23 protein-coding genes are annotated in these 22763 nt (G+C 38.4%); 11 read left to right on the plus strand and 12 right to left on the minus strand.

The window, feature by feature from the left end:
• Window positions 1–197: 197 nt before the first annotated feature.
• Complete coding sequence (locus AHMF7616_RS17685) at window positions 198–920, minus strand: NUDIX hydrolase (protein ID WP_115374089.1); 723 nt, start codon at window positions 918–920, stop codon at window positions 198–200.
• 196 nt (window positions 921–1116) lie between these two features.
• Between AHMF7616_RS17685 and AHMF7616_RS17690 the strand changes: the two genes are divergently transcribed.
• The 6 genes from AHMF7616_RS17690 to AHMF7616_RS17720 all read left to right on the plus strand — a co-directional run bounded on the left by AHMF7616_RS17690 (window position 1117) and on the right by AHMF7616_RS17720 (window position 7344).
• Window positions 1117–2763, plus strand: a complete 1647-nt coding sequence (locus AHMF7616_RS17690; RefSeq protein WP_115374090.1) for a carboxylesterase/lipase family protein — start codon at window positions 1117–1119, stop codon at window positions 2761–2763.
• Between the two features lie 145 nt (window positions 2764–2908).
• Window positions 2909–3790: an alpha/beta hydrolase gene (locus tag AHMF7616_RS17695; RefSeq protein WP_115374091.1), complete on the plus strand. Its 882-nt coding sequence runs from the start codon at window positions 2909–2911 to the stop codon at window positions 3788–3790.
• A 220-nt stretch (window positions 3791–4010) separates the two neighbouring features.
• Window positions 4011–4877, plus strand: coding sequence for a CE1 family esterase (locus AHMF7616_RS17700; protein ID WP_115374092.1), 867 nt, complete (start codon window positions 4011–4013; stop codon window positions 4875–4877).
• Window positions 4878–5272: 395 nt separating this feature from the next.
• Complete coding sequence (locus tag AHMF7616_RS17710) at window positions 5273–5686, plus strand: hypothetical protein (RefSeq protein ID WP_115374094.1); 414 nt, start codon at window positions 5273–5275, stop codon at window positions 5684–5686.
• 204 nt (window positions 5687–5890) lie between these two features.
• Window positions 5891–6694 carry an alpha/beta fold hydrolase gene (locus tag AHMF7616_RS17715; protein ID WP_115374095.1) on the plus strand — a complete coding sequence of 268 codons (804 nt, stop codon included), beginning with the start codon at window positions 5891–5893 and terminating at the stop codon, window positions 6692–6694.
• An 8-nt stretch (window positions 6695–6702) separates the two neighbouring features.
• The gene (locus AHMF7616_RS17720; protein WP_115374096.1) at window positions 6703–7344 is read left to right on the plus strand and encodes a PAS domain-containing protein; all 642 of its coding nucleotides are present in this window, start codon (window positions 6703–6705) and stop codon (window positions 7342–7344) included.
• Window positions 7345–7495: 151 nt separating this feature from the next.
• Here AHMF7616_RS17720 and AHMF7616_RS26765 read toward each other — a convergent pair whose 3' ends face one another.
• Window positions 7496–7852 (minus strand): GAF domain-containing protein, encoded by a 357-nt coding sequence (locus AHMF7616_RS26765; RefSeq protein ID WP_199474269.1) that lies wholly within the window; start codon window positions 7850–7852, stop codon window positions 7496–7498.
• 47 nt (window positions 7853–7899) lie between these two features.
• Complete coding sequence (locus tag AHMF7616_RS26770) at window positions 7900–8055, minus strand: hypothetical protein (RefSeq protein WP_199474270.1); 156 nt, start codon at window positions 8053–8055, stop codon at window positions 7900–7902.
• Between the two features lie 414 nt (window positions 8056–8469).
• On the opposite strand from AHMF7616_RS26770, the gene AHMF7616_RS17730 reads away from it, so the two are divergent.
• Complete coding sequence (locus AHMF7616_RS17730; protein ID WP_115374097.1) at window positions 8470–9594, plus strand: alpha/beta hydrolase; 1125 nt, start codon at window positions 8470–8472, stop codon at window positions 9592–9594.
• 79 nt (window positions 9595–9673) lie between these two features.
• Here AHMF7616_RS17730 and AHMF7616_RS17735 read toward each other — a convergent pair whose 3' ends face one another.
• The 3 genes from AHMF7616_RS17735 to AHMF7616_RS17745 are packed head-to-tail and all read right to left on the minus strand — an operon-like array spanning window position 9674 to window position 11496.
• Window positions 9674–10033, minus strand: coding sequence for a response regulator (locus AHMF7616_RS17735; protein WP_115374098.1), 360 nt, complete (start codon window positions 10031–10033; stop codon window positions 9674–9676).
• A gap of 7 nt (window positions 10034–10040) precedes the next feature.
• On the minus strand, window positions 10041–10877 hold the full coding sequence (locus AHMF7616_RS17740; RefSeq protein WP_147275718.1) for a hypothetical protein: 837 nt from the start codon (window positions 10875–10877) through the stop codon (window positions 10041–10043).
• Window positions 10878–10905: 28 nt separating this feature from the next.
• Complete coding sequence (locus AHMF7616_RS17745; RefSeq protein ID WP_115374100.1) at window positions 10906–11496, minus strand: carboxymuconolactone decarboxylase family protein; 591 nt, start codon at window positions 11494–11496, stop codon at window positions 10906–10908.
• A 192-nt stretch (window positions 11497–11688) separates the two neighbouring features.
• Here AHMF7616_RS17745 and AHMF7616_RS17750 point away from each other — a divergent pair, with 192 nt between their 5' ends.
• Complete coding sequence (locus tag AHMF7616_RS17750) at window positions 11689–12252, plus strand: rolling circle replication-associated protein (RefSeq protein WP_115374101.1); 564 nt, start codon at window positions 11689–11691, stop codon at window positions 12250–12252.
• 708 nt (window positions 12253–12960) lie between these two features.
• On the opposite strand, the gene AHMF7616_RS17755 is transcribed toward AHMF7616_RS17750, so the two are convergent.
• From AHMF7616_RS17755 to AHMF7616_RS17770, 4 genes are all read right to left on the minus strand, one after another.
• Window positions 12961–13743, minus strand: a complete 783-nt coding sequence (locus tag AHMF7616_RS17755) for a hypothetical protein (protein ID WP_115374102.1) — start codon at window positions 13741–13743, stop codon at window positions 12961–12963.
• Complete coding sequence (locus AHMF7616_RS17760) at window positions 13736–14797, minus strand: AAA family ATPase (RefSeq protein ID WP_115374103.1); 1062 nt, start codon at window positions 14795–14797, stop codon at window positions 13736–13738. The genes AHMF7616_RS17755 and AHMF7616_RS17760 overlap by 8 nt, the downstream gene beginning before the upstream one ends.
• A gap of 585 nt (window positions 14798–15382) precedes the next feature.
• Window positions 15383–16210 (minus strand): restriction endonuclease, encoded by an 828-nt coding sequence (locus AHMF7616_RS17765; protein WP_115374104.1) that lies wholly within the window; start codon window positions 16208–16210, stop codon window positions 15383–15385.
• Between the two features lie 22 nt (window positions 16211–16232).
• Window positions 16233–16592, minus strand: coding sequence for a hypothetical protein (locus AHMF7616_RS17770; RefSeq protein ID WP_115374105.1), 360 nt, complete (start codon window positions 16590–16592; stop codon window positions 16233–16235).
• A gap of 254 nt (window positions 16593–16846) precedes the next feature.
• On the opposite strand from AHMF7616_RS17770, the gene AHMF7616_RS17775 reads away from it, so the two are divergent.
• The 3 genes from AHMF7616_RS17775 to AHMF7616_RS17785 are packed head-to-tail and all read left to right on the plus strand — an operon-like array spanning window position 16847 to window position 19699.
• Complete coding sequence (locus AHMF7616_RS17775; protein ID WP_147275719.1) at window positions 16847–17122, plus strand: hypothetical protein; 276 nt, start codon at window positions 16847–16849, stop codon at window positions 17120–17122.
• A 1-nt stretch (window position 17123) separates the two neighbouring features.
• The gene (locus AHMF7616_RS17780) at window positions 17124–17369 is read left to right on the plus strand and encodes a hypothetical protein (RefSeq protein WP_115374107.1); all 246 of its coding nucleotides are present in this window, start codon (window positions 17124–17126) and stop codon (window positions 17367–17369) included.
• A 50-nt stretch (window positions 17370–17419) separates the two neighbouring features.
• Window positions 17420–19699 carry a DUF5906 domain-containing protein gene (locus AHMF7616_RS17785; RefSeq protein ID WP_115374108.1) on the plus strand — a complete coding sequence of 760 codons (2280 nt, stop codon included), beginning with the start codon at window positions 17420–17422 and terminating at the stop codon, window positions 19697–19699.
• A 569-nt stretch (window positions 19700–20268) separates the two neighbouring features.
• Here the strand turns inward: AHMF7616_RS17785 and AHMF7616_RS26205 are convergent.
• Complete coding sequence (locus tag AHMF7616_RS26205) at window positions 20269–20472, minus strand: hypothetical protein (RefSeq protein WP_147275720.1); 204 nt, start codon at window positions 20470–20472, stop codon at window positions 20269–20271.
• A gap of 30 nt (window positions 20473–20502) precedes the next feature.
• Complete coding sequence (locus tag AHMF7616_RS17790; RefSeq protein WP_115374109.1) at window positions 20503–22761, minus strand: molybdopterin cofactor-binding domain-containing protein; 2259 nt, start codon at window positions 22759–22761, stop codon at window positions 20503–20505.
• Window positions 22762–22763: the final 2 nt, after the last annotated feature.

Below are 22763 nucleotides of genomic sequence, written 5' to 3' on the forward strand. Positions count from 1 at the left end.
CGTAAAATAAACGGGGCACTTTTTATTTAACTTTCCGCTTTGCTATTGCAATCGGCTTTATTTGCTGTAAAGAATGTAAACTCATGATACTGCTTTACAAGTAGGTTGCTAAAATTTGAAAAATTTAAAAAAATAAATTTTAGCACTGGTTAAAACCCTATTTAGTGGAGCACTCGCCTGCGTAAAGTATTTTACGATTAGTTTTGTTTAAACCGATAGAGATAAGGCGCTTTATGCGCGCCGCCGGTATATTTTTTTTCGATACGTTCCAGAATTTGCAGGCTCAATATCTTACGTTGAAAACTGGATCGATTCAGCTTTTCGCCCAGAATGGTTTCGTAAAGCAGTTGTAAATCGCCAATCGTAAAAGTGTCCGGCAAAAGATTAAATCCAATTAGTTTCCGATCTAAATTCACCCGGAGCGTTTCCAGCGCCTTCTGTATAATTTCGTGGTGGTCCAGCATCAAGGGGGGCAGATTGGTTAAATCATACCAATTGCAGCGGTCCGCCAGCGGATCTGGTTTAGGCACGACTTGTGTAAAATCCACGAGCGCGTAATAGCCAATAGATACAAAACGGCCCAAGAGCCAGTGGTCTTTTTTAAATTTTAAATTTCTGCCTTTTAAGATGGCTTTGAGCGGTGTTGGGTTATGCCGCTTGTGATTTCCAAAAACGTAAAACTGCTCCAGGTAGATGTTTTTTAAACCGGTTCTTTGTTCCAGGGAGCGGCGGGCGGCCCGGTTCACATCTTCTTCTTTTTTAATAAAACCAGCTGGCAAAGCAAATAAATCCGTGTTTTCGTACTCGAGCAATAAAACTTTTAGCTGGTTATCGTGAAACCCAAATATAACCATATCAATCGCCAATCCCGGCAGGTATTTCGTTCCGTCCAATTGGTTTTCAAGAGTTTTCTTGCGCATGCGCTTTCGGCTTTATCAATCTTATTTGTAAATGAAATAAAGGTAATAAAATTTTTAATGTCGCAAACTGTAACAATATTTTATCTTTATTATTTTGAAAATAAATTTATTATTGTTTTATATTGCAACAATAGAATACAAATTTAGGAATTACACTTGTACGCGGCATTTTACCCTTCATTTTTAAAAAATTAACATGAAAACATTATTTACTTTTTTGCTCTCCGCTGTTTTATTTCTGCCAGTTGTTTCTGCGCAGTCTATTAAAAAATCTATAAACAATACCAACCAGGTTACTACGGCTAACGGTGTTGTGGAAGGAGTTACCGAAAAGTCGGGTATTCGGGCTTTTAAAGGATTGCCGTTTGCGGCGCCACCTGTAGGTGATTTGCGCTGGCGCGAACCGCAGCCAGTAAAAAACTGGCAAGGGGTACAACCGGCCAAACAGTTCGGCCCGAGGGCCATGCAGTTGGCGGTGTTCGGTGATATGGGCTTCCGCTCTAGTGGCATGAACGAAGATTGCTTGTATCTAAACGTCTGGACCCCGGCAAAAAGCAATAAAGAAAAGTTACCGGTACTGGTTTATTTTTACGGCGGCGGCTTTGTGGCCGGTGATGGTTCAGAGGCCCGCTACGACGGTGAAAGCATGGCCAAACTGGGCATGGTAGCCATAACGGTTAATTACCGGTTAGGTGTTTTCGGGTTTTTGTCCCACCCCGAGCTATCCAAGGAATCGCCGCACAAAGCCTCGGGCAATTACGGCTACCAGGACCAAGCCGCGGCTTTGCGTTGGGTAAAACAAAATATTGCGGCTTTTGGCGGCGATCCTTCTAAAGTTACCATTGCCGGAGAATCGGCGGGTTCTATTTCGGTGAGCGCGCAAATGGCTTCGCCGGTATCTAAAAATTTGTTTGCGCAGGCTATCGGCGAAAGCGGCGCTTTAGTAAATTCCAGTTTAGATCCTGTACCTTTAACTGAAGCAGAACAAATAGGGGTAAACTTTGCTACCGAAGTGGGTGCTAAATCCTTGTCCGATTTACGGCAAATGCCCGCCCAAAAGTTATTAGATGCTGCCGGTAAACGGGGCATCCCGGGTTTCCCGGCCACGCTGGATCATTACTTTTTCCCGAAATCACCGGCCGCTATTTTTGCTGCCGGCGAACAAGCCAAAGTACCATTGCTGGCCGGCTGGAACTCCGAAGAAATGACGTATATGTTCTTGCTGGGTAAAGAGCAACCAACCTTAGAAAATTACAAGAAAGCCGTACAGAAAACCTTTGGCGAGCAAGCCGAAGCTGTTTTGCAAGTGTATAAACCTACTGCCGAAGCAGAAGTAGTGCCGGTAGCCACTGCTTTAGCCAGCGATCGCTTTATTGCATACAGTACCTGGAAATGGCTGGATTTGCACCGCCAAACCAGCGGACAGCCCGTGTACCAGTATTTGTTTTCCCGTCCGCGGCCGCCCATGGTAGCCGCTATGGGCAACGCTTCGGCGGGCTTAGCCGGCGGCGTAGTAAAAGAAAACAACCCAAATGCGGTTAAAATGCCGCAAACCCGTGGAGCGGTACACGCCGCCGAAATTGAATACGCCCTGGGCAACTTGCCTTATAACGAAGTTTACGCCTGGACACCCGAAGATTACAAAGTTTCGGAAACGATGCAGCGTTATTTTGCCAATTTTATTAAAACCGGTAACCCTAACGCTACTGGTTTGCCCAACTGGCCCGCCACTACTAAAACTAATCCGGTACAAGTAATGCACCTGGATGTAACTACCGTTGCTAAACCCGAACAGCACCAGGAGCGCTACCAACTCCTGGACCAACTGCAATCTAAAAAATAAGCTTAGATCAAGAGCCAAAATTTAAAATCTTAGTTCTTTCCCATTACATAACCTTTTCAGTGCCCTATTAAACATTAAGCCGGCAAACTCATTACGTTTGCCGGTTTTACTTTATCTGTCATTATTTTTAAATTTTTCATATTCCATGAGATTAATTTTTAAATTTCTGTCGCTTACGCTACTAGTTTGGTTACCAGCTACCTTATCGTTCGCGGCCAAAGTAGATTCGCTGGACATACCCAGTGCGGCCATGCACAAAACCTATAAAGCAGGAGTGGTGTTACCCCAAACCTACGCTAAAAGCAAAGCAGCCTACCCGGTTTTATATTTGTTACACGGGGGCAGTGGCCATTACAGCGATTGGCTTCAGAAAACGCCTGACAAGCAGTTGCTGCACAAACTCGCCGACCAATATAACCTAATTATTGTTACCCCGGAAGGAGAGACGCTGGGCGGCTACCTCGATAGCCCTGTGCAACCCGATAATAAATTTGAAACGTACATTACCCAAGAGGTAATTACCAAAATTGATAACACGTACCGCACCACCCGCGACCGGAAAGGCCGGGTAATAACCGGATTAAGCATGGGTGGACACGGAGCCCTTTATCTGGCTACGCGCCACCCGGATTTATATTACGCAGCCGGCAGCATGAGTGGAGCCTTAGATTTAAACTTTAACAACTGGAAAATAGCCCCGGAGTTTGCCAAAGAAATAACCCCGCGTTTTGCCCGGATATTAGGCCCAATAGGAACCACGCCTGATTTGTACGCCGCCAATTCGGTGGTATACATGGCCGATAAAATGAAGACCAACGAGGTAAAGCTTATCTTTGATTGCGGCGTAGATGATTTTTTAATTGAACCCAACCGCGAGTTACACCGCCGCCTGGTGTACAACAAAGTTCCGCACAATTATACCGAGTACCCCGGCGGGCATACCTGGGATTACTGGGAAAATTCTTTGCCTTACCACCTGCTGTTTTTTCATAAAATTTTAAAAGCAAACGGCGTTACCGTGATGTAAAACCCAGGTAATCAGAAGAACTTCGGTTACCCTACCGCTTCTGTACTAGCAATTTAGGCTTGCCCAAGGTTGCAGGTACTATCTTTTTAATTAAAATCTGGTTTATAGAAAGCAGCAATCAAATCGCTTGCGCCTAATAAGGCGCAATAAAATTTAAAAAATTGCTTCGGCAGTATGTTTTATTCTTGCTATTTTGGGCCAATAAGTCTCATACTAGAAAATGAAAAATTACATCTGCTTTGTTTTGTTATTTGTTAGTTTCTTAGAAGTTAAAAGCCAGGTTATTACTGATTCTATTATAGTAGAGAATCATTACCGCGTTTTTCATTTTAATAAACCAAAACAAGCCCTTAAAAACTATGACCTGGTATTTGTGCTACACGGCTCCGGCGGCAATGGTAAAGACATGATGCAACCGGCCAGGAGCCTGGAGAAATTAGCCGACAAAGAACATTTTTTATTGGTTTACCCCGATGGTTATAAAAAATACTGGAACGAATGCCGAAAACAGGCCACGAGTGCAGCCAACCAGGAAGACGTAAATGAACAAGCTTTTTTTCAGGGAATGCTCGATTACTTCGGCCAGAAATACCAGGTAAACAACCAACAATTTTTTGCCATGGGTTTATCCGGAGGCGGGCACATGGCGTATAAATTGGCCTTAACCATGCCCAAAAAATGCAAAGCCATTAGTGCCGTAGTAGCTAATTTGCCCGACTTACCTAACCTGGATTGTGTAGAAGCTAAGATTCCGGTTGCCGTAATGATTATAAATGGTACTAACGATGCTACCAACCCCTACGGTGGGGGCAAAATGGTGGTAAATGGCAATTCATTCGGTACGGTACGGTCTACGGATGACTCTTTCCGGTACTGGTCGCAATTAGCTGGCTACAACGGCAAACCCACCGAAGAAGCTTTACCGGACCCCGATAAAAATAACCAGCAAACCATTACCCGCTATACGTTTAAACAACCCGGCAAACCCGAAGTAACGCTCTTAAAAGTAACTGGCGGCGAACACGCCTTCCCGAAAGATACCGATGGATTTATAGAAGCCTGGAGCTTTTTTAAGCGGCAGAAATAAATAACAAGCTATAGCTGTGGAAAAAACTTCGGGTTGTACTTGGGTTATAAACTGCTTTGCCTTTTTGTAGTCCGCACTGCTTCTTTAAACCCTCACAGGTCAGTCATTTTTTAAATTTTTATCCTGGTCATTATTCTATTAGCCATATACAGTTTATAACTTCTTAGTAATCAATAATTAACATCTACTTTTCTAAACTTACCTGTTCGGGCTTCCGGGATATCAGTATAGCTAACTGGCTGTTGCCTGGCTGATTGCATGCTGTTAAAATCTTAATAAAATTTGTGTAACCTCGTTTCAATTTGGGAGTAAACCAACCTAAATCAAAGAGCAGGCTTTTGTGAGATTCCTTGATTTTTATCAAACCAGGATCTATCATCATTTTAAGTGGCGGAATGGCGGATAAAACAGAACTAAAAAAAGCTAATGGCGATGTATTTTTAATAGCAGAACGAATGCCGGACAATTCCTATGTTCTGGCTCAGTGGATTGGTTTACAAAACATAGAAACTGTTATGCAGGGCGGCAACTATTACATAGAGCTGCTGCAAAAGCAACCGTGCCCAAAACTCCTGAACAGCCATGCCGAACTAATTGGCCCCTGGAATGTGGCCAACGACTGGATTGTACAGGCCTGGACGCCCCGCGTGCGGGCTTTGGGTTTACGCTACATGGCGCAAGTGCTGGCGCCAGGGGTTTACGGACAAATGTCGTTTCACCAGTTGCACCAGCGTATTAGTAATGTTTGGGAAATTAAAATGTTCGACGATGAACCGTCTGCCCAGGATTGGTTGCTTTCTGTGCCTTAAGTTATTTACGCGATTGTCAGGAAAAATCCTTCAGTAAGAAATATGAATTTTTAAATTTTTTCAGTTTTATGGCCCATCTTTTTCCTGCAACAAGTTAAATCTTACTTTTACTTTGATTACTCCGGCTTTCTATTTTGTAAATTACCCAGAATAGCCAACGAATAAGTAGCACAGGCCGTAAATTGTCTTTAACTTAATGTTAGAATGATAGACGTAAGCAAACGAAACAACGTTCGCGTAATTGGCGAGGGAAATCAATCTATAATATTGGCGCATGGGTTTGGTTGCAGTCAAAATGTATGGCGCCATTTTGTAACTGCCTATAAAGATAAGTTTAAGCTTATTCTTTTTGATTTTGTAGGTGCCGGCCAATCCGATCTGAGCGCGTATGACTCTAAACGATACAGTACTTTAGATGGGTACGCCAAAGATGTTCTGGAAATTATAGAAGCCTTACACCTTAAAAACACAATTTTTATCGGACACTCGGTAAGTTGCATGGTTGGCGTAAAAGCGGCTATTCTGCAACCTACTTATTTTAGTAAACTAATTTTTGTCTCTCCATCACCTTACTACATTAATGATCAAGATTATAAAGGCGGGTTAGAAAAAGAAGATTTAATTAACCTGTTAGCCTTAATGGATAGCAATTATCTAGGCTGGTCGAGTTTTATAGCGCCACAGGTGATGGGTAACCCCAACCAGCCAGAACTCGGAGAAGAACTAACCGCTAACTTTTGCGCTACCGATCCGGATATTGCCAAAGAATTTGCCCGGGTAACTTTTTTGTCGGATAACCGGGCCGACCTGGAAAAACTACCAATCCAGAGCCTTACCCTGCAATGCCAAGACGATATTCTGGCTCCTTTAGAAGTAGGTTATTTCATAGAACAAAAAGCAAAAGATAATACCTTAAAAATTTTAAAAGCTACCGGTCATTGTCCGCATTTAAGTGCCCCCGAAGAAACCATTGCGGTTATTAATGCTTATTTACACCTCCCAGAATAAGAATATCTATGGATCAAGAAATTACCGGATATTTTATAAATTTTGAACATTTCTACAATACGGCGCCCTGCGGCTTATTAGCTTTTGAAATAAAAGGCCCTATTATTTACGGCAACCAAACTTTATTAAATTGGCTGGGCCTTACCGCCGAAGAAATTGTAAACAAAAAGTTTGCGGATCTTTTAGACAGAGCGGGGGTAATGTATTACGAACTTTTCGTGCAGCCTATCCTGAAAATGCACCGGGAAGCTAAAGAAATTAAGTTAACTATTAAAACTGCCACTGGTGCTTTTGCCTGTTTTTTTAACGGAGTAGTTACCACAGACAATACAGCCGGCCGGGAAATTATTAATGCCTTAATTTTTAAATTAGAAGACCGCCAGAAGTATGAAACCGAGCTACTGCTAAAAAGAACGCAGGCCGAAGAAGAAAAACAATCAAAATCAAAAGCATTGCAGGAGTTATCCTTTCACCAGGCGCATTTAACCCGGGCTCCTTTAGCCAACATTATGGGGCTGCTTACTATTTTGGAACAGATAGATCATAGCAACGAGGAAGTAAAGCAGATTGTAGCCATGCTGCAAGAAAGTGCTTCGGAACTGGATCGGCAAGTAAGAACCATTGTGGATAAAGCCGATTTGAATATTTAACTACAACCTGCAAAACAACAGTATTACTCTTACAAAGGGCTGGAGTATCAGATATTTTTGAATTTTTGTGGTTACCTGTGTTCCGTAGCATGGATAAAGGAACAGGATCTGTGGCATATCTATTAGTTTGCTTACTCGTAGCCCTTGCCTGTTAATCAAACGAAATTTGGTTGCTGTATTTGGGTGTAATCTTAGGAGTTTTATGATTTTCTTTCCATAGCTCCAGCTCTTTCATCACTAACTCGGCCAAGTGAGTCAGCATATCGGCATCAACAGCATTAAAATTTCGGGGCGCTTTATCTACCAGGCACACCGAACCCAGATTGTAGCCATCCGGAGTAGTTAAAGGAGCCGCCGCATAAAATCGAAGTCCAAAATCACCAGCCACTAAAGGATTAGCTAAAAGGCAAGGTTCTTTTGTAGCATCCGGAAATATCGTAAGATCATAGTTGAGGATCGACAGCGAACACAAACTCACCCCTCGCTCCACTTCGGTTACATCCGTCATGCCTTCATTGGCTTTAAACCAAATCCGTTCTGCATCTACAAAAGAAATTAAGCAATAGGCACTTTAAAAATATGAATTGCCAACGAAGTAATGTGCTTAAAAGAACCCTCAGAATGGGTATCTAAAATGCGGTATTCGTGGAGCTTTTTAACTCTTGCCTGCTCGTTAGCCGGAATAATCGGAATGCCAAAGGTGTTATTCATACGCTTCTACCAACAGGTTATTAATTTAAACTAAGTATAAAATGAAGATTATTCCGTATTTATACTGAATACCTCCTATTAGGTTAGAGAAAAATAGGAAAAATTAAAAAAACTTCTCCCAGGACAGCACCCCGGAACATTAATATAAGATTTCAAGATTTGGAAATATAGACGCAAGCCGTAAAGCCTTGTATTTAAGTTTTATTTTAGCTGATACCCCTACTCCTACTCCAGGCTTTCCCCGTAATTTTAAAAAATTAATTTTATCAAGCTTGGGGTTCCTGTTTCAATTAACCCTGCTTGCAGACTTGCTCCTTGATTAATACTACTAATCATAATTTATCTTTAATCTGTAACCGGAAAAGAGTACCTTCACTTACTGCACGCTAAACATTTTAACTCAGAAATAACAACATGAAACGAGCTCTCCTTAACCTATCGTCGCTGCTGGTTTTTCTCTTTTTTATTATTTTTCTCTCCCCTAGCTTTGCGCAAAATAATACGACAGCTTCCAATGTTCTAACGGTTGCGATTGCGGGTACCCAACAGCTAAAATTAACATCCAAGATAATTTTGGGGCAGGAATATAGTGTACAAGTAAATCTGCCCGGTCATTATAGCGATACCAGCAAAAAGTTTCCTGTTATTTATTTATTGGATAGCCAATGGGATTTCCCCTTGGTTAGTGGCATCTACGGGGGACAATATTATGATGGCTTTATGCCGGAGGCAATTATTGTGGGGATTACTTGGGGTGGAGAAAACCCGAATTATGGGCAGCTAAGAGCTCGCGACTTTACTCCTACTAACTTAGGCCAGGGAGCCCAGTTCGGTAATGCCGCCAATTTTCTAACCTTTATACAACAGGAACTTACTCCTTTTATCGAAGCTAATTACCGGGTTTCTAAAAATAACCGTACTTTAATGGGTAGTTCTTTAGGTGGGTTATTTACGTTGTATGCTCTTTTTAAAGCTCCTGATTTTTTCCAGAATTACGTTTTAACCAGCCCCGCCACTCCCTGGGATCAAGATGTGATTTACAAAATAGAACAAGAGTATTGGGATAAAAACAAGACCTTACCCGTGCGGCTTTATATGGCAACTGGAGATGCGGAAGATGTAGCCATTTTTAATAAATGGGTAAATACCGTAAAAGGAAGAAAGTATACGGGTTTAAATCTGCAAACCAAAGTTTTAGAAAATATTGGTCATTCTGGTACCAAGCCCATTGGGTACACCCAAGGCTTACAATGGGTTTTTAAAAAAACACCCGTTTCTTTAACGGCTACTCAGCTAAAGCCTTATGTAGGTACTTATCTTCTGGATAAAGAAGTCTTAAAAATAGTTATTGAAAACAATGCTTTGGTAGGTATAGATGCTCAGAACCATAAAACTGTTCTGGCTGCCGAGACGGAGAAAGATTTCTTTGTGCCAGGCCGGTTCTTATTTCTCCATTTTCAAAAAGATCAAGCCAACCAAGTAGCCGGCTTTCAATTAGAACAATTTGAAGGAGTAACTTTTGCCAAAAAGAAAGAGTGATATCTTTCCTAAAAGTTTGCTGTCTATCAGTTTTACTTCAATTACTGATAACCTTATTACTTGTCTGCCGCAGTTGGCGTTAGGCAACATGTAAAATAGCGGCTACTTCGGCTTCGGCTAGAGGTTTATTTAAAAAACGCACCACGTTCGGGTAGTTGGCAGATCGTTGCCGGTCTAACTCACTTGTGGAGGAGGTTAAGATATAAACCTTATAATTCATATTCTTTGCAACCATGCATTCCAGAAACTGCCATCCATCCAGCACCGGCATGTTTAAATCCAGAAAGATAACTGTTGGATTAACTTCCTCGAGGGTAAGTAAGGCTTGATGGGCATCTGTATAATCCAAAACGGGCAGATGCTCATCTACATTGCTGATTACCTTCTTCATAACAAAGTTGTTAATCAGATTATCATCTACCAACATCACTTTTTTCATATGGTTCTTATGCTTTTAGGTTAATTAAATCTTCGGTCGCTTTGGTTACTACCTCTTGCAAGGCATTATCTAAATCCATCGATGACCGTTTTAACATGGGTATAATTTCACTTTTGAGCTGTTCGGCCTCGTAGTAATCAAAAATAGAAATAAGACCTAACATTCTACTCAGGGGTTCCCGCACCTGGTGGGCATTAAGCACTGATATTTCCAGTAATTTTGCGTTCTTAGCGGCAATTTCCTGGGTCCGGAGTTGGATAATATCTTGCTGCTGCTCCATAATAGAGTTAATGGTCTTATTTCTATCCTGAATGATGTGAAAAGCATCTTCTAACTCTTGAAATAAACAAATTTCTAATAATTTTGTCTCAAGCGCTTCGGTCACCATTTTAAGGATAACTACTTCTTTGGGCGTAAAACTGCGGCTTTTGCCACTTAATACCGTAACGGTAATCTGCCGATCGGATGCATAATTAAACAACCAGCCCCATAGCTTCGGCTCTTCCGCTTCGGGCAAGGCGTAAGCAACTGGCAAACCAAATTCGCCAGGCTCTGTCCAATAAACAGGAAGCTTTTTTTCCAACAATACTTCTTCCACTAAGAAATACTCCGGGGCCGCCTGTATTTTAATATTTGTATTAATCCCCGATACCATCAAGTGAATGTATTGACTGTTGCGTTTAAAACTTACCCGAAAAAAATAACAATTAAATAAGTATTTCAGGTTAATCTTAAAACAAGTAGCTATTTCTTCAAAGGAGCGGCAGCGGATTAAACTATTCGAGAACTTAGAAAAAGCCTCGTAAGTTACCCGCATTACCTGGCTCTCTACTGCTATCGACAAGGGATTAAATTAAGATACGTAACGAGAATTAAAATTCGGCTTCCGTTAATTCATTATCAATCTTGATTCCCGAAATAGTAGCCAGCGTATTCAGCATATTTACCAAGTCGGCCTGGGCCATTAACTCCTGTACTTCTTCTTCGGTAAAACCTTCTTCCAAGAGTTTCTCAAAATCATAGTTCGTTAACTCCTCTGAATTTAAAGCAGCTTTCGTAACCAACTGTATAGCAGACTTATAGCTATTGGGCAGGGCGGGCGAATCCAAGTTCTCGGTTACTCTAAAATCTGGATCGTCACTTATCATTTTACTCATGCTATCGGCAAATAAGCCATGTGCATGCGCACAATACTCACAACCACGTTCCTTCGATACGTTGTAGATAATAAGCTGCTTTAACACGTTAGGTACCTGACCTTCGATGAGCGTGGCCCGCAATTTAGCCCAGTTGCCCCGCAGTAGGGTAGCATTACTGCCCTGGCATTTAAACCAGTTGAGCACAAAAGGTAACTGAAGAACCTGCATGGTTTCTTCGTAAATGGCCTTTACCTCCGAATCTGCTTCCTGGTAAGACACTAACTTAAATCGGGTACTGGGTAAGGCTGTAGTTGTAGTTGACATAGACTTGTTTTTTTTACTTTTCAAAGATAATTAAAGGTTTATGCTCCTAAATCAAAGTAAATACCAAGTCTTAAATTCTAAATAAATAATAGTTAAAGTACTATATGTTTATAAAATTTGTACTAAACCAGTATTCGCCCCGATAGAAACAGGAACAATTTTACCAAATAATATGCCCGCACGTTCATAGATGTGGCAACAGATGAGCTTGCGGTAAAGATACTTAGCAAGTTTTTCGATAATAATAAGAAGCGAAGCAAGAACTTTATCTACCTCTGGGTTGCCGAAAGGCAAGCCGAGCACAAGGTATTTCCGGAGAACATTCACTTTCACATGCTTACTAATAAGTACTGGGACATTAAAAAAAGTTGGGCTTACTGGTTAGAACTGCAAGCCAAACATGGCATTAAGCCAAGAGAAGAGAACTTTAAACCGTCTTCTGCTTTTGATGTGAAGCAGATAAACACTAAAAACCCGAAAAGTATTGGAGCTTACTTAACCAAGTACGTGACCAAGAACAAAGCGGAGTTCAGGTGCCAAGTTTGGAATTGCTCGAAGCATATTTCAATCCTCTATACTGATTTCTATACTGGTTATGAGTTTTTGGAGAAATTGCAACGACTTAAGAAGGAGGAAATAAAAGAAGTGCCTTTAGAATATTGTACCCTGTATCTAATACCTCTAGATAAGATTACTATGCGGTTTTACGACCGCTTGCAAGTTAAAAATAAACAAACCCTTGAAACCCTAAACTAGATAATATGCCACTTTCACGTAAACGTAAAAAAAGTAGAACTTCATTAGTAAAATTAAAAATTAAGCAAAGAAAAATTATAATATCAATAGTTGAACCTGATTTCATGAATGAAGAAAATTGTCGAACTTGCGGTACCTTAAGAGAAAAACTCACATTTCTAGAGTTACCTCTAGAACAGAAGCTACACTGGATACAAAATGATTATTTTAGCTTAATTCCATTCCATTTTTATTGCCCTAATTGCAAGGAAGCTTCCGCTTTAATTTAAAAAAGAGTGTAAACTCTTAATAGATATTGTTACAATAGATTTTAAGAGATTTTGTGAACTGCACCTTATTCTGCTGGATAAACCACTATGCGGTTTTATGAGCGTTTAGAAACAAAAAATAATCTAACGCTATAATAATAAATAATTACCAAAATATCTTTAATAAACATAATAAGCAATATAAATACTTTGTACTGCTAAAATGAAAGTTTTACTTTCTGTATCACTTCTGAATCCGATAATGCCAAAATGTAAAAAATCCAAGAGATTTTCATTCACTTCTTTTTACTAATTTTATCGGTTGGTAACACTGTAAAAATTCAACTAACATTGATCATTTTATTAATTATTATAAATGCATAGATATTACAACAGTGTTGATAAGAGAATAACCTGAGAATAAAAGAACCAGATAACATCAGTTTTAAATTAATAAAAATTACGAATTAAAATAGCTTTGAATGATATTCCTTCTCTTTATTAAAATAGAATCTTCACTATTCTCACTTATAACCATTCTATAAATTAGATCAAAAAGTTGGTCTACGCTATATTTAATTCCTTCCTTGCCTCTTTCCTGAAAAATTTTAATATAGGCTTGAAACAAAAATTTACCTCTCAATTTGACTTGATAATTAGTTAAAATATCTTGGAAAATTGCTTCATCAGGTTCTTGAAAGTTTATTTTATTTAAAAACTCAGCACTAAATTCAATGCTCTTTTTTGGTATTATAGCGGTATTAAGTAAAGAAACATTTGAAAAGCTACAATCATAGCTTTGTTCATTGATGGCTTTCTCAACTTCACGGGAATACCATAAGCAAACGTTTTTTATAATTAATGCTAATTTCAGCTTTTCATCATCAGTTAAAAGCTTTATTAAAATATGCTCACCATCTTGGTAAAGCTCATTCTCTATTGAATAACCTTCAGTAGTTATTAAATCCTCATCAGCAAAATCGGGTCTACCAAAAAATAGCCATAAATCTGAGTCGCAAATGAAGAGAAGTTTAGAACTGATTTCATTTTTTCTTTTATAAATTTCCAATAACTTAGTTCTACCACCACATGACAGAAAATCTAGGTCTATTATATCAAGTTCTTTTTCTATGTTTCTATAAATTTGTAAATCATCAATTCCCTCAATTAAAACAGTATTTAAGCCACTTCTTTTTAAAACTTCAATTAATATATCTGGGGTAAGTGGATTTATTCTAGGCATTTTCAGCTATTCTTTTATCATTAATAATGATTTCTTTATCAGGATATTTTGAATATATGAATGGAGAATGTGTAGCAATAATAAATTGATTCCCTTTATTTTGTTTTAATAAAGTTGGGAATAATAATCTTTGCCAATCAGTATGAAGGCTAAGTTCGGGCTCATCAATAAATATAATGGATTTATCATAAAAGAAGTTATAACATAAAAAGCTTAGCATTTGCTTTTCACCAGATGAAAGCTTTTCAGAATAAATAGCTTCTTTCGCATCTCCTAACTTAATATTCCCTGTTATAGAAATTGATTTATTTTTAAAAATCTTATCTACAAAGCTTGACAATACTGAAATAGGTTTTAATATATCATTCTTTTTAGAATCATTATTCCTAACAACAGCTTTTATTGATTCTAAGGATTCTTTTTCTTTATTGGTACTTTTGGAAACAATATCTAAAATTACTTTTGATTGCTCATCCTCAAGCTTTCTTACTTTTTCTGAAATTTCAGAATATTTACTTGTCAACAGAAAGTCAATGTCATGAGAAGAAATAGAAGTAATAAAATTATGCTTAGTTTTATTAAGTTCAGTAGAGATAACATCTAGTGCTTCTCTAAGATTGAAAGTACTAAACCTGGAACGTTTCCCTTCAGAATTAAGAATAGAATAACCACCTTCAATCCTTCTAAACGTTGGAAAATATAATGAACCCCACATTGGTACTAATCCATCTATTGATTCAAGTTGCTTTAATGAGATTTCATGGGGAAAAGGAGGAACTTCAGATTTAGTATTAATTTTTAAAAACTTTGTATTTTCTTTCTCAGTAAAAATTAGTTCTAAGAAATCTCCATCCATAAAATCAAGACGAGCATAATCAAAGTCCATTTCATCGAAAATGTATTTCCAGTTCCCACTCGTCATGTACCACATTAATTTCAATAAAGTTGTTTTCCCACTTCCATTTTTTCCCGAAATTATATTAAGATCTGAGTGAAACAAAAAATCTTGAGTGATCCTATTATTAAGTTTGATTACACTTAGTTTAGTTATCATATCTAAATTATTAGCTTAAATTATTTCTTAAATTTTATCTTTAATGTTGAGCTTATATTGAACCTGTTTGAGCTTTTTAAAAGTAATTAATTTGTGTATAAAATGGATAAGATATCCAATGTTCTGCAATCTTTATTTATTATTTTGCAATTAATAGATAGCTTTAAGCTAAAGATATTGTGTTTAATTTAAATTTTAAATTAAACATAAAGATTCTTAACTGGTTCATTTTAATCAATGGTTATAAAAAAATATATCCTTTCTAATTTAAAGGTCATTTTTGATGATTAATTAAATCCTCAAGGAGCCCTCTTGATTATATAACAACTTAAATATATTATTAATAAAATAATTGTTTTTACGTGCAGACCTCTGGTTGAGAATATGATGATTTTTTAATAGCAAAGTATTTATAGCCAATATTAATAAACCGTCCCCTATAATGTCCCCTTACAATGAAAAAGCCTTGTAAACAACTAATTTACAAGGCTTTATAATAATTAAAAGTACCCAGAGCCGGGTTCCTCAAGTCTATTATCCATCAAGTAGTTATGCTTTTTTTGGTAAACAATTGGTAAATAATTGCTAGATTAATCCTAATTTATATTGTTGCACCCAATCTAAGACATCAACACGGTCATTCAAGTGTAAAAGATAAGGATGCTTATTTTGTCTATTATGAACACCAGAAGTAAAATAGGAAGTTGTAACTATGATACCAGCATTAGCCTGCTCTTCCTTAATAACATCCATAAAGCTCCGCACGATGTCGATTTCTACTGGGTTCTTTGCAGCATAGCGTTTACATTCAACTAAAAATTTTATTGGGTACCCACCAATTTCTTGAATAGCTAAGATATCGTATCCACCATCCCTAGTTTGCTTAGTAAGTTCGACTTTGAAATTCCGCTTGTTTAAAAGTTCCGCAATAACTTCTTCAAAATGTCTAGGCTCAATCTTGTATAAAATGTCATTATTGTGGTAAATGTCGGAGATGATTGATTTAACTCTTTCTGATTCTTTAAATACTATCTGCTCAGATTCGTATTCTAAATCACCAACTAAATCAAACTCTAAAAATTTAAGTTTAGAATATTCAGGCGAGTTAAAGAACTTATTTAAGCCACCAATTCCTGGAATATTAATTTCGGGCGGTAATTTAAGTACTAACTTGCTAAATGGCTGATAGACTTGTGATATAGCAGCTGCCATGGTTCCAGCTTTAGAAATGGACTCAGTAAATTCCGCAGATTTTCTAAAGGCTTCTTTAATTTGATCGTTAAATATTTTGGTATCTTCCATTGCTTTCGTAAAAGCAGCCTGGCTGGCATGTAATTCAGACCATGGACTTTTTACTCCAAGCATTTGACTTTGGATAAGAGCAACCTTTTGAATCCAATCGTAGGGTTCCATTCTATATCTTCTAGTTTATACGTTACCCTTTAGCAAAATTCATAGTAGTTAAAAGCTCATTGTGCTTCTCCAACAAGGCAATGTATTTTTTCTGAAGATTTAAGAGAGCTTTAGTACATTCAGAAAGGCTTTGTAATTCGGTAACTGATTCTTCCGGCAATTCAGAAAGAGTTTCTTGAGAAGTTTTTAGTTCTGGTATATCTTGACTAAAATCATAGTGAATAATCTTGCCCACCCTTTTAATAAAATCAAGATCTAAGTTAGGTGTCTGAAACCTAACATATAGGGTATTACGAGTAATCGCCAAAGCTTCAGCAACTTTCACGATTTTCATATCGCTGTTTCTTACCTTTTGTTCAACTACTTCACCCCGATGTATCATAGCATTACAAAAATGCTAGATAAACTATCAAAAAAATTAACCAAAATTTTACATAATTCTTGCTTTATTGCGTACACTTTAACTTATTTGCTTAATTACTTAACATTTTTGTTAAATGTAATTAAATAATTCAGTCAATAAAAAGATTATTTGTTAAAAAAGTTAAAGAAAATCTGCGCAAAATGACACAATTAAGTAATAACTCTAATCTTGGTAAAAAGCCTACCAAAAAGCGTATTCGAAAAATTTATGTAATGCAGAAGCAAAACCAGCTTAAAAGCATACTAATGGAACTAGGTTTTGAAGATTATAAACCTACTGCTTCTCTTTTAAAAAAATTAGGAATAACCCGACTACGGTTCTTTCAAATTTTTGAAAATACGGGCAAAAATGAGATAACTGTTACGGAGAAGGAGAACATCGAAAATTGGTTAGCCGAGATTTTGAATAAACCAGTTAGTCAAATCAACTTTATGGTACCTGGTCCCCAAGAACTCCTAGACTTACAATTAACGTCTAAACGGTTTTAGCATGGAATTTACCGCAATTAGTTACCGTCTTAGCCGCATGGTTAAAGCTGTCGAGACTACTATTATAGCTCAGTTGGATATACTTCAGCAGGAGTTCGATAATAACACCATCGATCAATCCACTTATGACTTCTGCCGAATTTTATTAGAAGCTGATTTAAAAGAGCTTCAAGTCAAAGCCAACATAAGTATTAAAATAGGTCATAAAACCGATGTAGTTCCTCCTTTTAAATTCAACTCCAATTAGATTCTAAGAGCTAACGATAATGGTATACTTATTAAAAATAGGGCAATGATATGATAGCAGAACAAAAACCTTATTACCTCCAGCGAACCGAAGAATTAGGCATTACTGCTTCTGAAAATCAGCTTAGTGTTCACATACCTGGGGAAGAGAAACCACAAATGCTACAGTTGTTAAGCGGAGACGGCAAAGAAGATAATTTACTCATCTTATACCTGGATTTACAAATGAAAGAAGGTTCGTTTGTAGCCCTGACTCATGAGATTGAAGTAACTGGAAGCTTCTCTGATACACCGAAAAAGTTGATTGTTCCCTATCGGAATACCCGGTTAAAAAAGCCAATTGGAAGTAATAAGTACAGACTACCGGCAAATGCACCAGCATTTCCTTTTCTACCACCACCGCTTATTCAAGCTTATAGCTCCGGATTAAACATACCCTTACTTATTCTAGTGGAAGGATCCCTAAAAGCATTAAAAGGAAGTATGCACGGAGCTTATGCAGTAGGCATCAATGGCATTTGGGGACTCCGGGGAAAAGGATCCAGTGAGCTACACCCGATCATTAAGAAAATCATAGAAGTTTGTAAAGTTCAACATGTGTTGTACCTGCATGATGCGGACTTCCGAAGAGTTAATTATAGCTACCTTAAAGATTTAGGAGAACGACCGAAAAACTTTGCAGATACAGTGCTGGCCTACCAAAGGTCTATTCAAAAATATAAAAGCCAAACCGTTAATTTTTTTTACGGCCATCCCTTAGAAAATGGTCCCAAGGGATTGGATGATGTTTTTATTACTTACCCAGGTCGCGAAACGGAAATTTTAGGTGATTTACTACAGTTTCAGGAGGCCAAGCGTTTTTTTAAAATCCATAAGGTACCCGCCGATTTTAAGACTCACGCTGATATAAAGAAATATTTCTACATCGATAATCCGCAAAACTTCTACGATCACCACTCCGACCTTATCGGGGAGGATCCATATATTTTTTTAGGTGATTTCTACCAGTACAATCCAGAAGAAGATTCCGTGGAGATGACTTTACCGAAGGAAGTAAATGATTTTGTGCTAGTAGGTAATCGCTACTTCAAAAACATTTATGAACTAAATAGCAAAGGCCACCCAGAGCGGGTCAGGTCCATTAGGAACACGGAAATTATACTGGATGATTTCAGGCGAATGAATAAGGATGATAAACAAGCAAAAGCATTAATGTTGAAAATTCCTAAATACGATGGTTATGTGAATGAACCTGACTTTTTAAATTTTAAACAGGAAACCATCATCAAAGAAAGGTTTCGAATGCTTAATCTAGCTTACCGCCTGGAACATGATCCAGAACCAGGAGACTGGCCCCACATTAGACGATTTTTAAAACATATTTTCCATAATGGAGGTGATTGCAAATACGAAGTTGGATTGGATATGATCCAGATGTATTATACCAAGCCTTGTCAAATACAACGAATTCTAGCCCTAGTTTCTACCTCTAACGAAACAGGAAAAACTAAATTCCTAGAGCTAATGCGAGCCATCTTTGGTCAAAATATGAGCATTATTGGCTCTGCCGATTTTGAAAGTCAATTCAATCCTTACATTGTAAAATCACTAGTAGGCGTTGATGAAAGCAAGATTGATGATCCCCGGATTATTGAAATGATAAAATCGATGGTCACAAATCCCTATGCCAATCTAAATGACAAAGGAGTAGCAGCGGTTCAAGTAGTTAATCGAGTAAAACTGATTATGACTACCAACCACGTTGAAGATTTTGCAAGCATTCACCAGGCCGAGAACAAGTGGTTTATTCTGGATGTAGGTACGGTTCAAAATAAAGACAAAGAGTTAATGGAAAAAATGCAGGCGGAAATCCCTGCTTTTCTTCATTTTCTGTTAAATCGGGAACTGAAATATTATTCAAATGAAAGTCGATTTGCTATTCCCGATTATATTGTAGAGACAAAAGCATTACAACGCATTAAGGAAAACTCTAAGCCAGAAGTATTACTCCGAATTTTAGATTATTTAAAAGAGCGTTTTGCTGACTTTGACGAGGACGAAATTAGGATTGATGCCAAACGATTGCACGAATTAATTTTTGGAGAGAAGAACTTCCGGTACACCGCACATGATATAGGTAAAACTATTAAGCAGAACTTAAATTTGGATCCTATTTCTGTATCGAAGCATTTCCGATTTCCCAAACAAGAGATTAAGGGAGAAGAAGTTCTAGATGAAAATACTGGAGAGATAGTACCTCCAGAAATTGTTACAACTTGGGAATATAAAAATGGGCGTTATTATGTATTTCCACGTTCTCAATTTAGCTAATTATAAATTTTCACAGTGGTAAAGTGCAATTGTCTTGCACTTTTTTTTTCACCTAATTTTATTAATGAACTAAAAAGGAAAAAATAGGTGAGATTGTGAGAAGTAGTACATAAATATTATAAATGTCAGCATTTTACCTCCTCACTAAATTGTTTTTTTAGAGTGAGAAAAAGTGAGAAATGTGAGAAAAAACTTCACTCATTGTTCTAATGAAAGTAAACTTTCTCACACTCTCACTAATTAATTCTTTAAAAGAAACTTATAATTAACTTTATCTCCCTAAAAAACAAGACTTTAAGCAATTTCTAACTTTCTCACTCTCAAACTATAATTATTGTTCCAAAATCGGACAATATTGACCCTAATTGGAAGCACTTAAAACAATAAAGAAAATGCATTTATAATAAAAATATAAAAACAGGAGGTGCTTCTTTATCCTAAATACTTTAATGATAAAGAAGCACCTCCTAAGCATCAAATTGCTTTATAGTATTTCTACTTTAGTTTCATATACTAACCACAAATAAGATGACCTAACTTGAAAACTTAATTTACAATATATACATGTATCATTTCTGACTATTCAGACTATCACTTGCACTTGTGGAGGTGTCACTCATCATTACTCCAATGGGATTTGCAGTATCGGAAGTTACCGGAGGAGTAGTGCTATTTGCTTCAGTTGTGCTGTCGGAATTAGCAGAGCTTTCGGTTCCTTTTCCGCAGGCGTTGCAAAAACAAACAATACTAAGGGCTAATAATGCTTTTTTCATATTGATCTATCTTTTTAATAATAGTTTCCCTTATACAAGTTGCTTATTGCCTTGTAGAAAGGGTTGAGTATATTCCCGTTGTCCCGTTGCCTTGTACAAAGCATTTGCCAGTGCTGCAAAGATGGGTGGAAACAACGGTTCACCCAGGCCAGTTGGATCTGCTTCACTTTTTACAAAATGAACTTCAATGGCTTTTGGCGCTTCGCTGTGCCGGATCATGCGATATTTGTCAAAATTACTTTTCTGAGGCACTCCTTCTTGAAAGGTCATTTCGCCATACAATGCATTGCCAATGCCATCAATTATTCCTCCTTCACTCATGTTAGTAGCTGCATCCGGATTCACTACTACTCCGCAGTCAACGGCCGCATATACTTTTTCCACAACAGGTTTGTTTTCCTGCATGGTCAAATCAATCACTTGGGCTACATAGGTATTATGACAAAAGTAAGCCGAAATGCCCCGGTGAACATCTTTACTGGCTTGCTTCCAATTAGATTTATCCCGGACCAATTTTAATACTCCAGCATAACGTTCCGCATCATAATCGTTTTGCTTGCCTACGGGCTTTTTCTTAGCACGGTCCAAAAGTTCCAAGCGAAATTCAATTGGATCCTTTTCCGCTAACTCGGCAACCTCGTCTAAAAAAGACTGCTCTACGGCACCCAGGAAATTAGATCGGGGAGCCCGAAAGGCTCCAATTGTAATGTTGGAATCCAGCATCCACTCCTCGGCTAAATAATGATCCACGGCACCCGCCGGAAAGCGATTTTGGGCAAATCCTAAGGGACTTTCGGGAATCCCTCCCGCTTTTACTTGATAGGCAATCAGGTTGTTTTTATCATCTAACGCCGCTTTATACGTGGCTGTATACATAGGCCGATAAATCCCGTAGGTCATATCATCCTCACGGGTGTAAACCAGCTTCACAGGAGCCTGCAACTTTTGAGAAATAACCGCGGCTTCTACTAAATGGTGGCCATAAGCTCTTTGGCCAAAGCCACCACCCATACGAGCCAATTTTATGTGAATCTTTTCTTTAGGTAATCCCAGGCGGGCTGCAAGGGTTTGTGATATTAACTCGGGTGCTTGGATAGGAGCTACTATTTCAGCTTTATCTTTCGTAACGTGGGCGAAACAATTTACCGGTTCCATGGCATTGTGCGCCAGGAAAGGAGCCGTATACGTGCGTTCAATCACTTTTTTAGCCGTTTTAAAGACACCTGCCGGATCCCCATCTTTACGCAGCTCTTTACCCGGCTTTTTCATCATTTCCGCCATCTTCACTTGATGCTTTTCGGTACTCTCCAGACCGGCTGGAATTTTAACCATTTGTTTGTTACCGCCAAACCCAGCTATAGTTACGGTAGAGTCACTTATTTTTTCCCACTCTACTTTCAGAGCTTTCTTGGCATTCATTACTTCCCAAGTAGAATTTCCCACCACTACCACCAGCTCCGTAAAACTGGTCGTATCAAAACCGTTTCTTTCGTAATCATCGGCTAATGTTTTAATGACAAATACATCCTTAATCCCGGGCATAGATTTTACGGCTTTATCCTCCACCGATTTTACTTTTAATCCGAATGCTGGTGGATGGGCCATCATGGCAATCAGCATTCCTTCTTGTTTATAATCCAAAGTGAATAAAGGTTTGCCGGTTACAATATTCATTCCTTCAACGTTCCGCTTCGAATTACCAATGATTTTAAAATCACCGACTTTTTTTAAAGGCACTTCTTCGGGAACCTTTAGTTTAGCCGCTTGAGAAGCAAATTCTCCATAACCTCCTTCTTTGCCACTCCCCTTGTGGTGTAATACGCCATCCTTAGTGGTAATTTCACTAGCCGGTACTTTCCAGGTTTGAGCTGCGGCATTTATGAGCAGGTGTCGGGCAGTAGCTCCGGCGGTGCGCAAAGGCTTCCAGGCCATCTGCATGGCCAGACTCCCCCCAGTAAACTGGCGATCATAGCGTTCTGGGAAAAAATCGGCTTGCTCAACGGTTACGTTTTTCCAATCGACATCCAACTCTTCGGCCAGCATCATGGGCATGGATGTCTTCACATTGGATCCAAATTCCGGGTTAGGTGAAAATAAAGTAACCAGCCCGTTGTCGCCGATCTTTATGTAGCTATTTAGTTCAAACCAAGCTTTCGGTAGTTTTGACACCTCCTCCGTAGTAGGCTTGCAGCCGGCCAGCCAACTAAAACTGAGCATCATGCCGCCTCCGGCTAGAGCCGAAGCTTTTAAGAAATCCCGCCGGTTGATCGTTTTTTTTGCAGTTTCCATAG

It is taken from the genome of Adhaeribacter pallidiroseus (assembly GCF_003340495.1).
GTDB classification, from domain to species: Bacteria; Bacteroidota; Bacteroidia; order Cytophagales; family Hymenobacteraceae; genus Adhaeribacter; species Adhaeribacter pallidiroseus.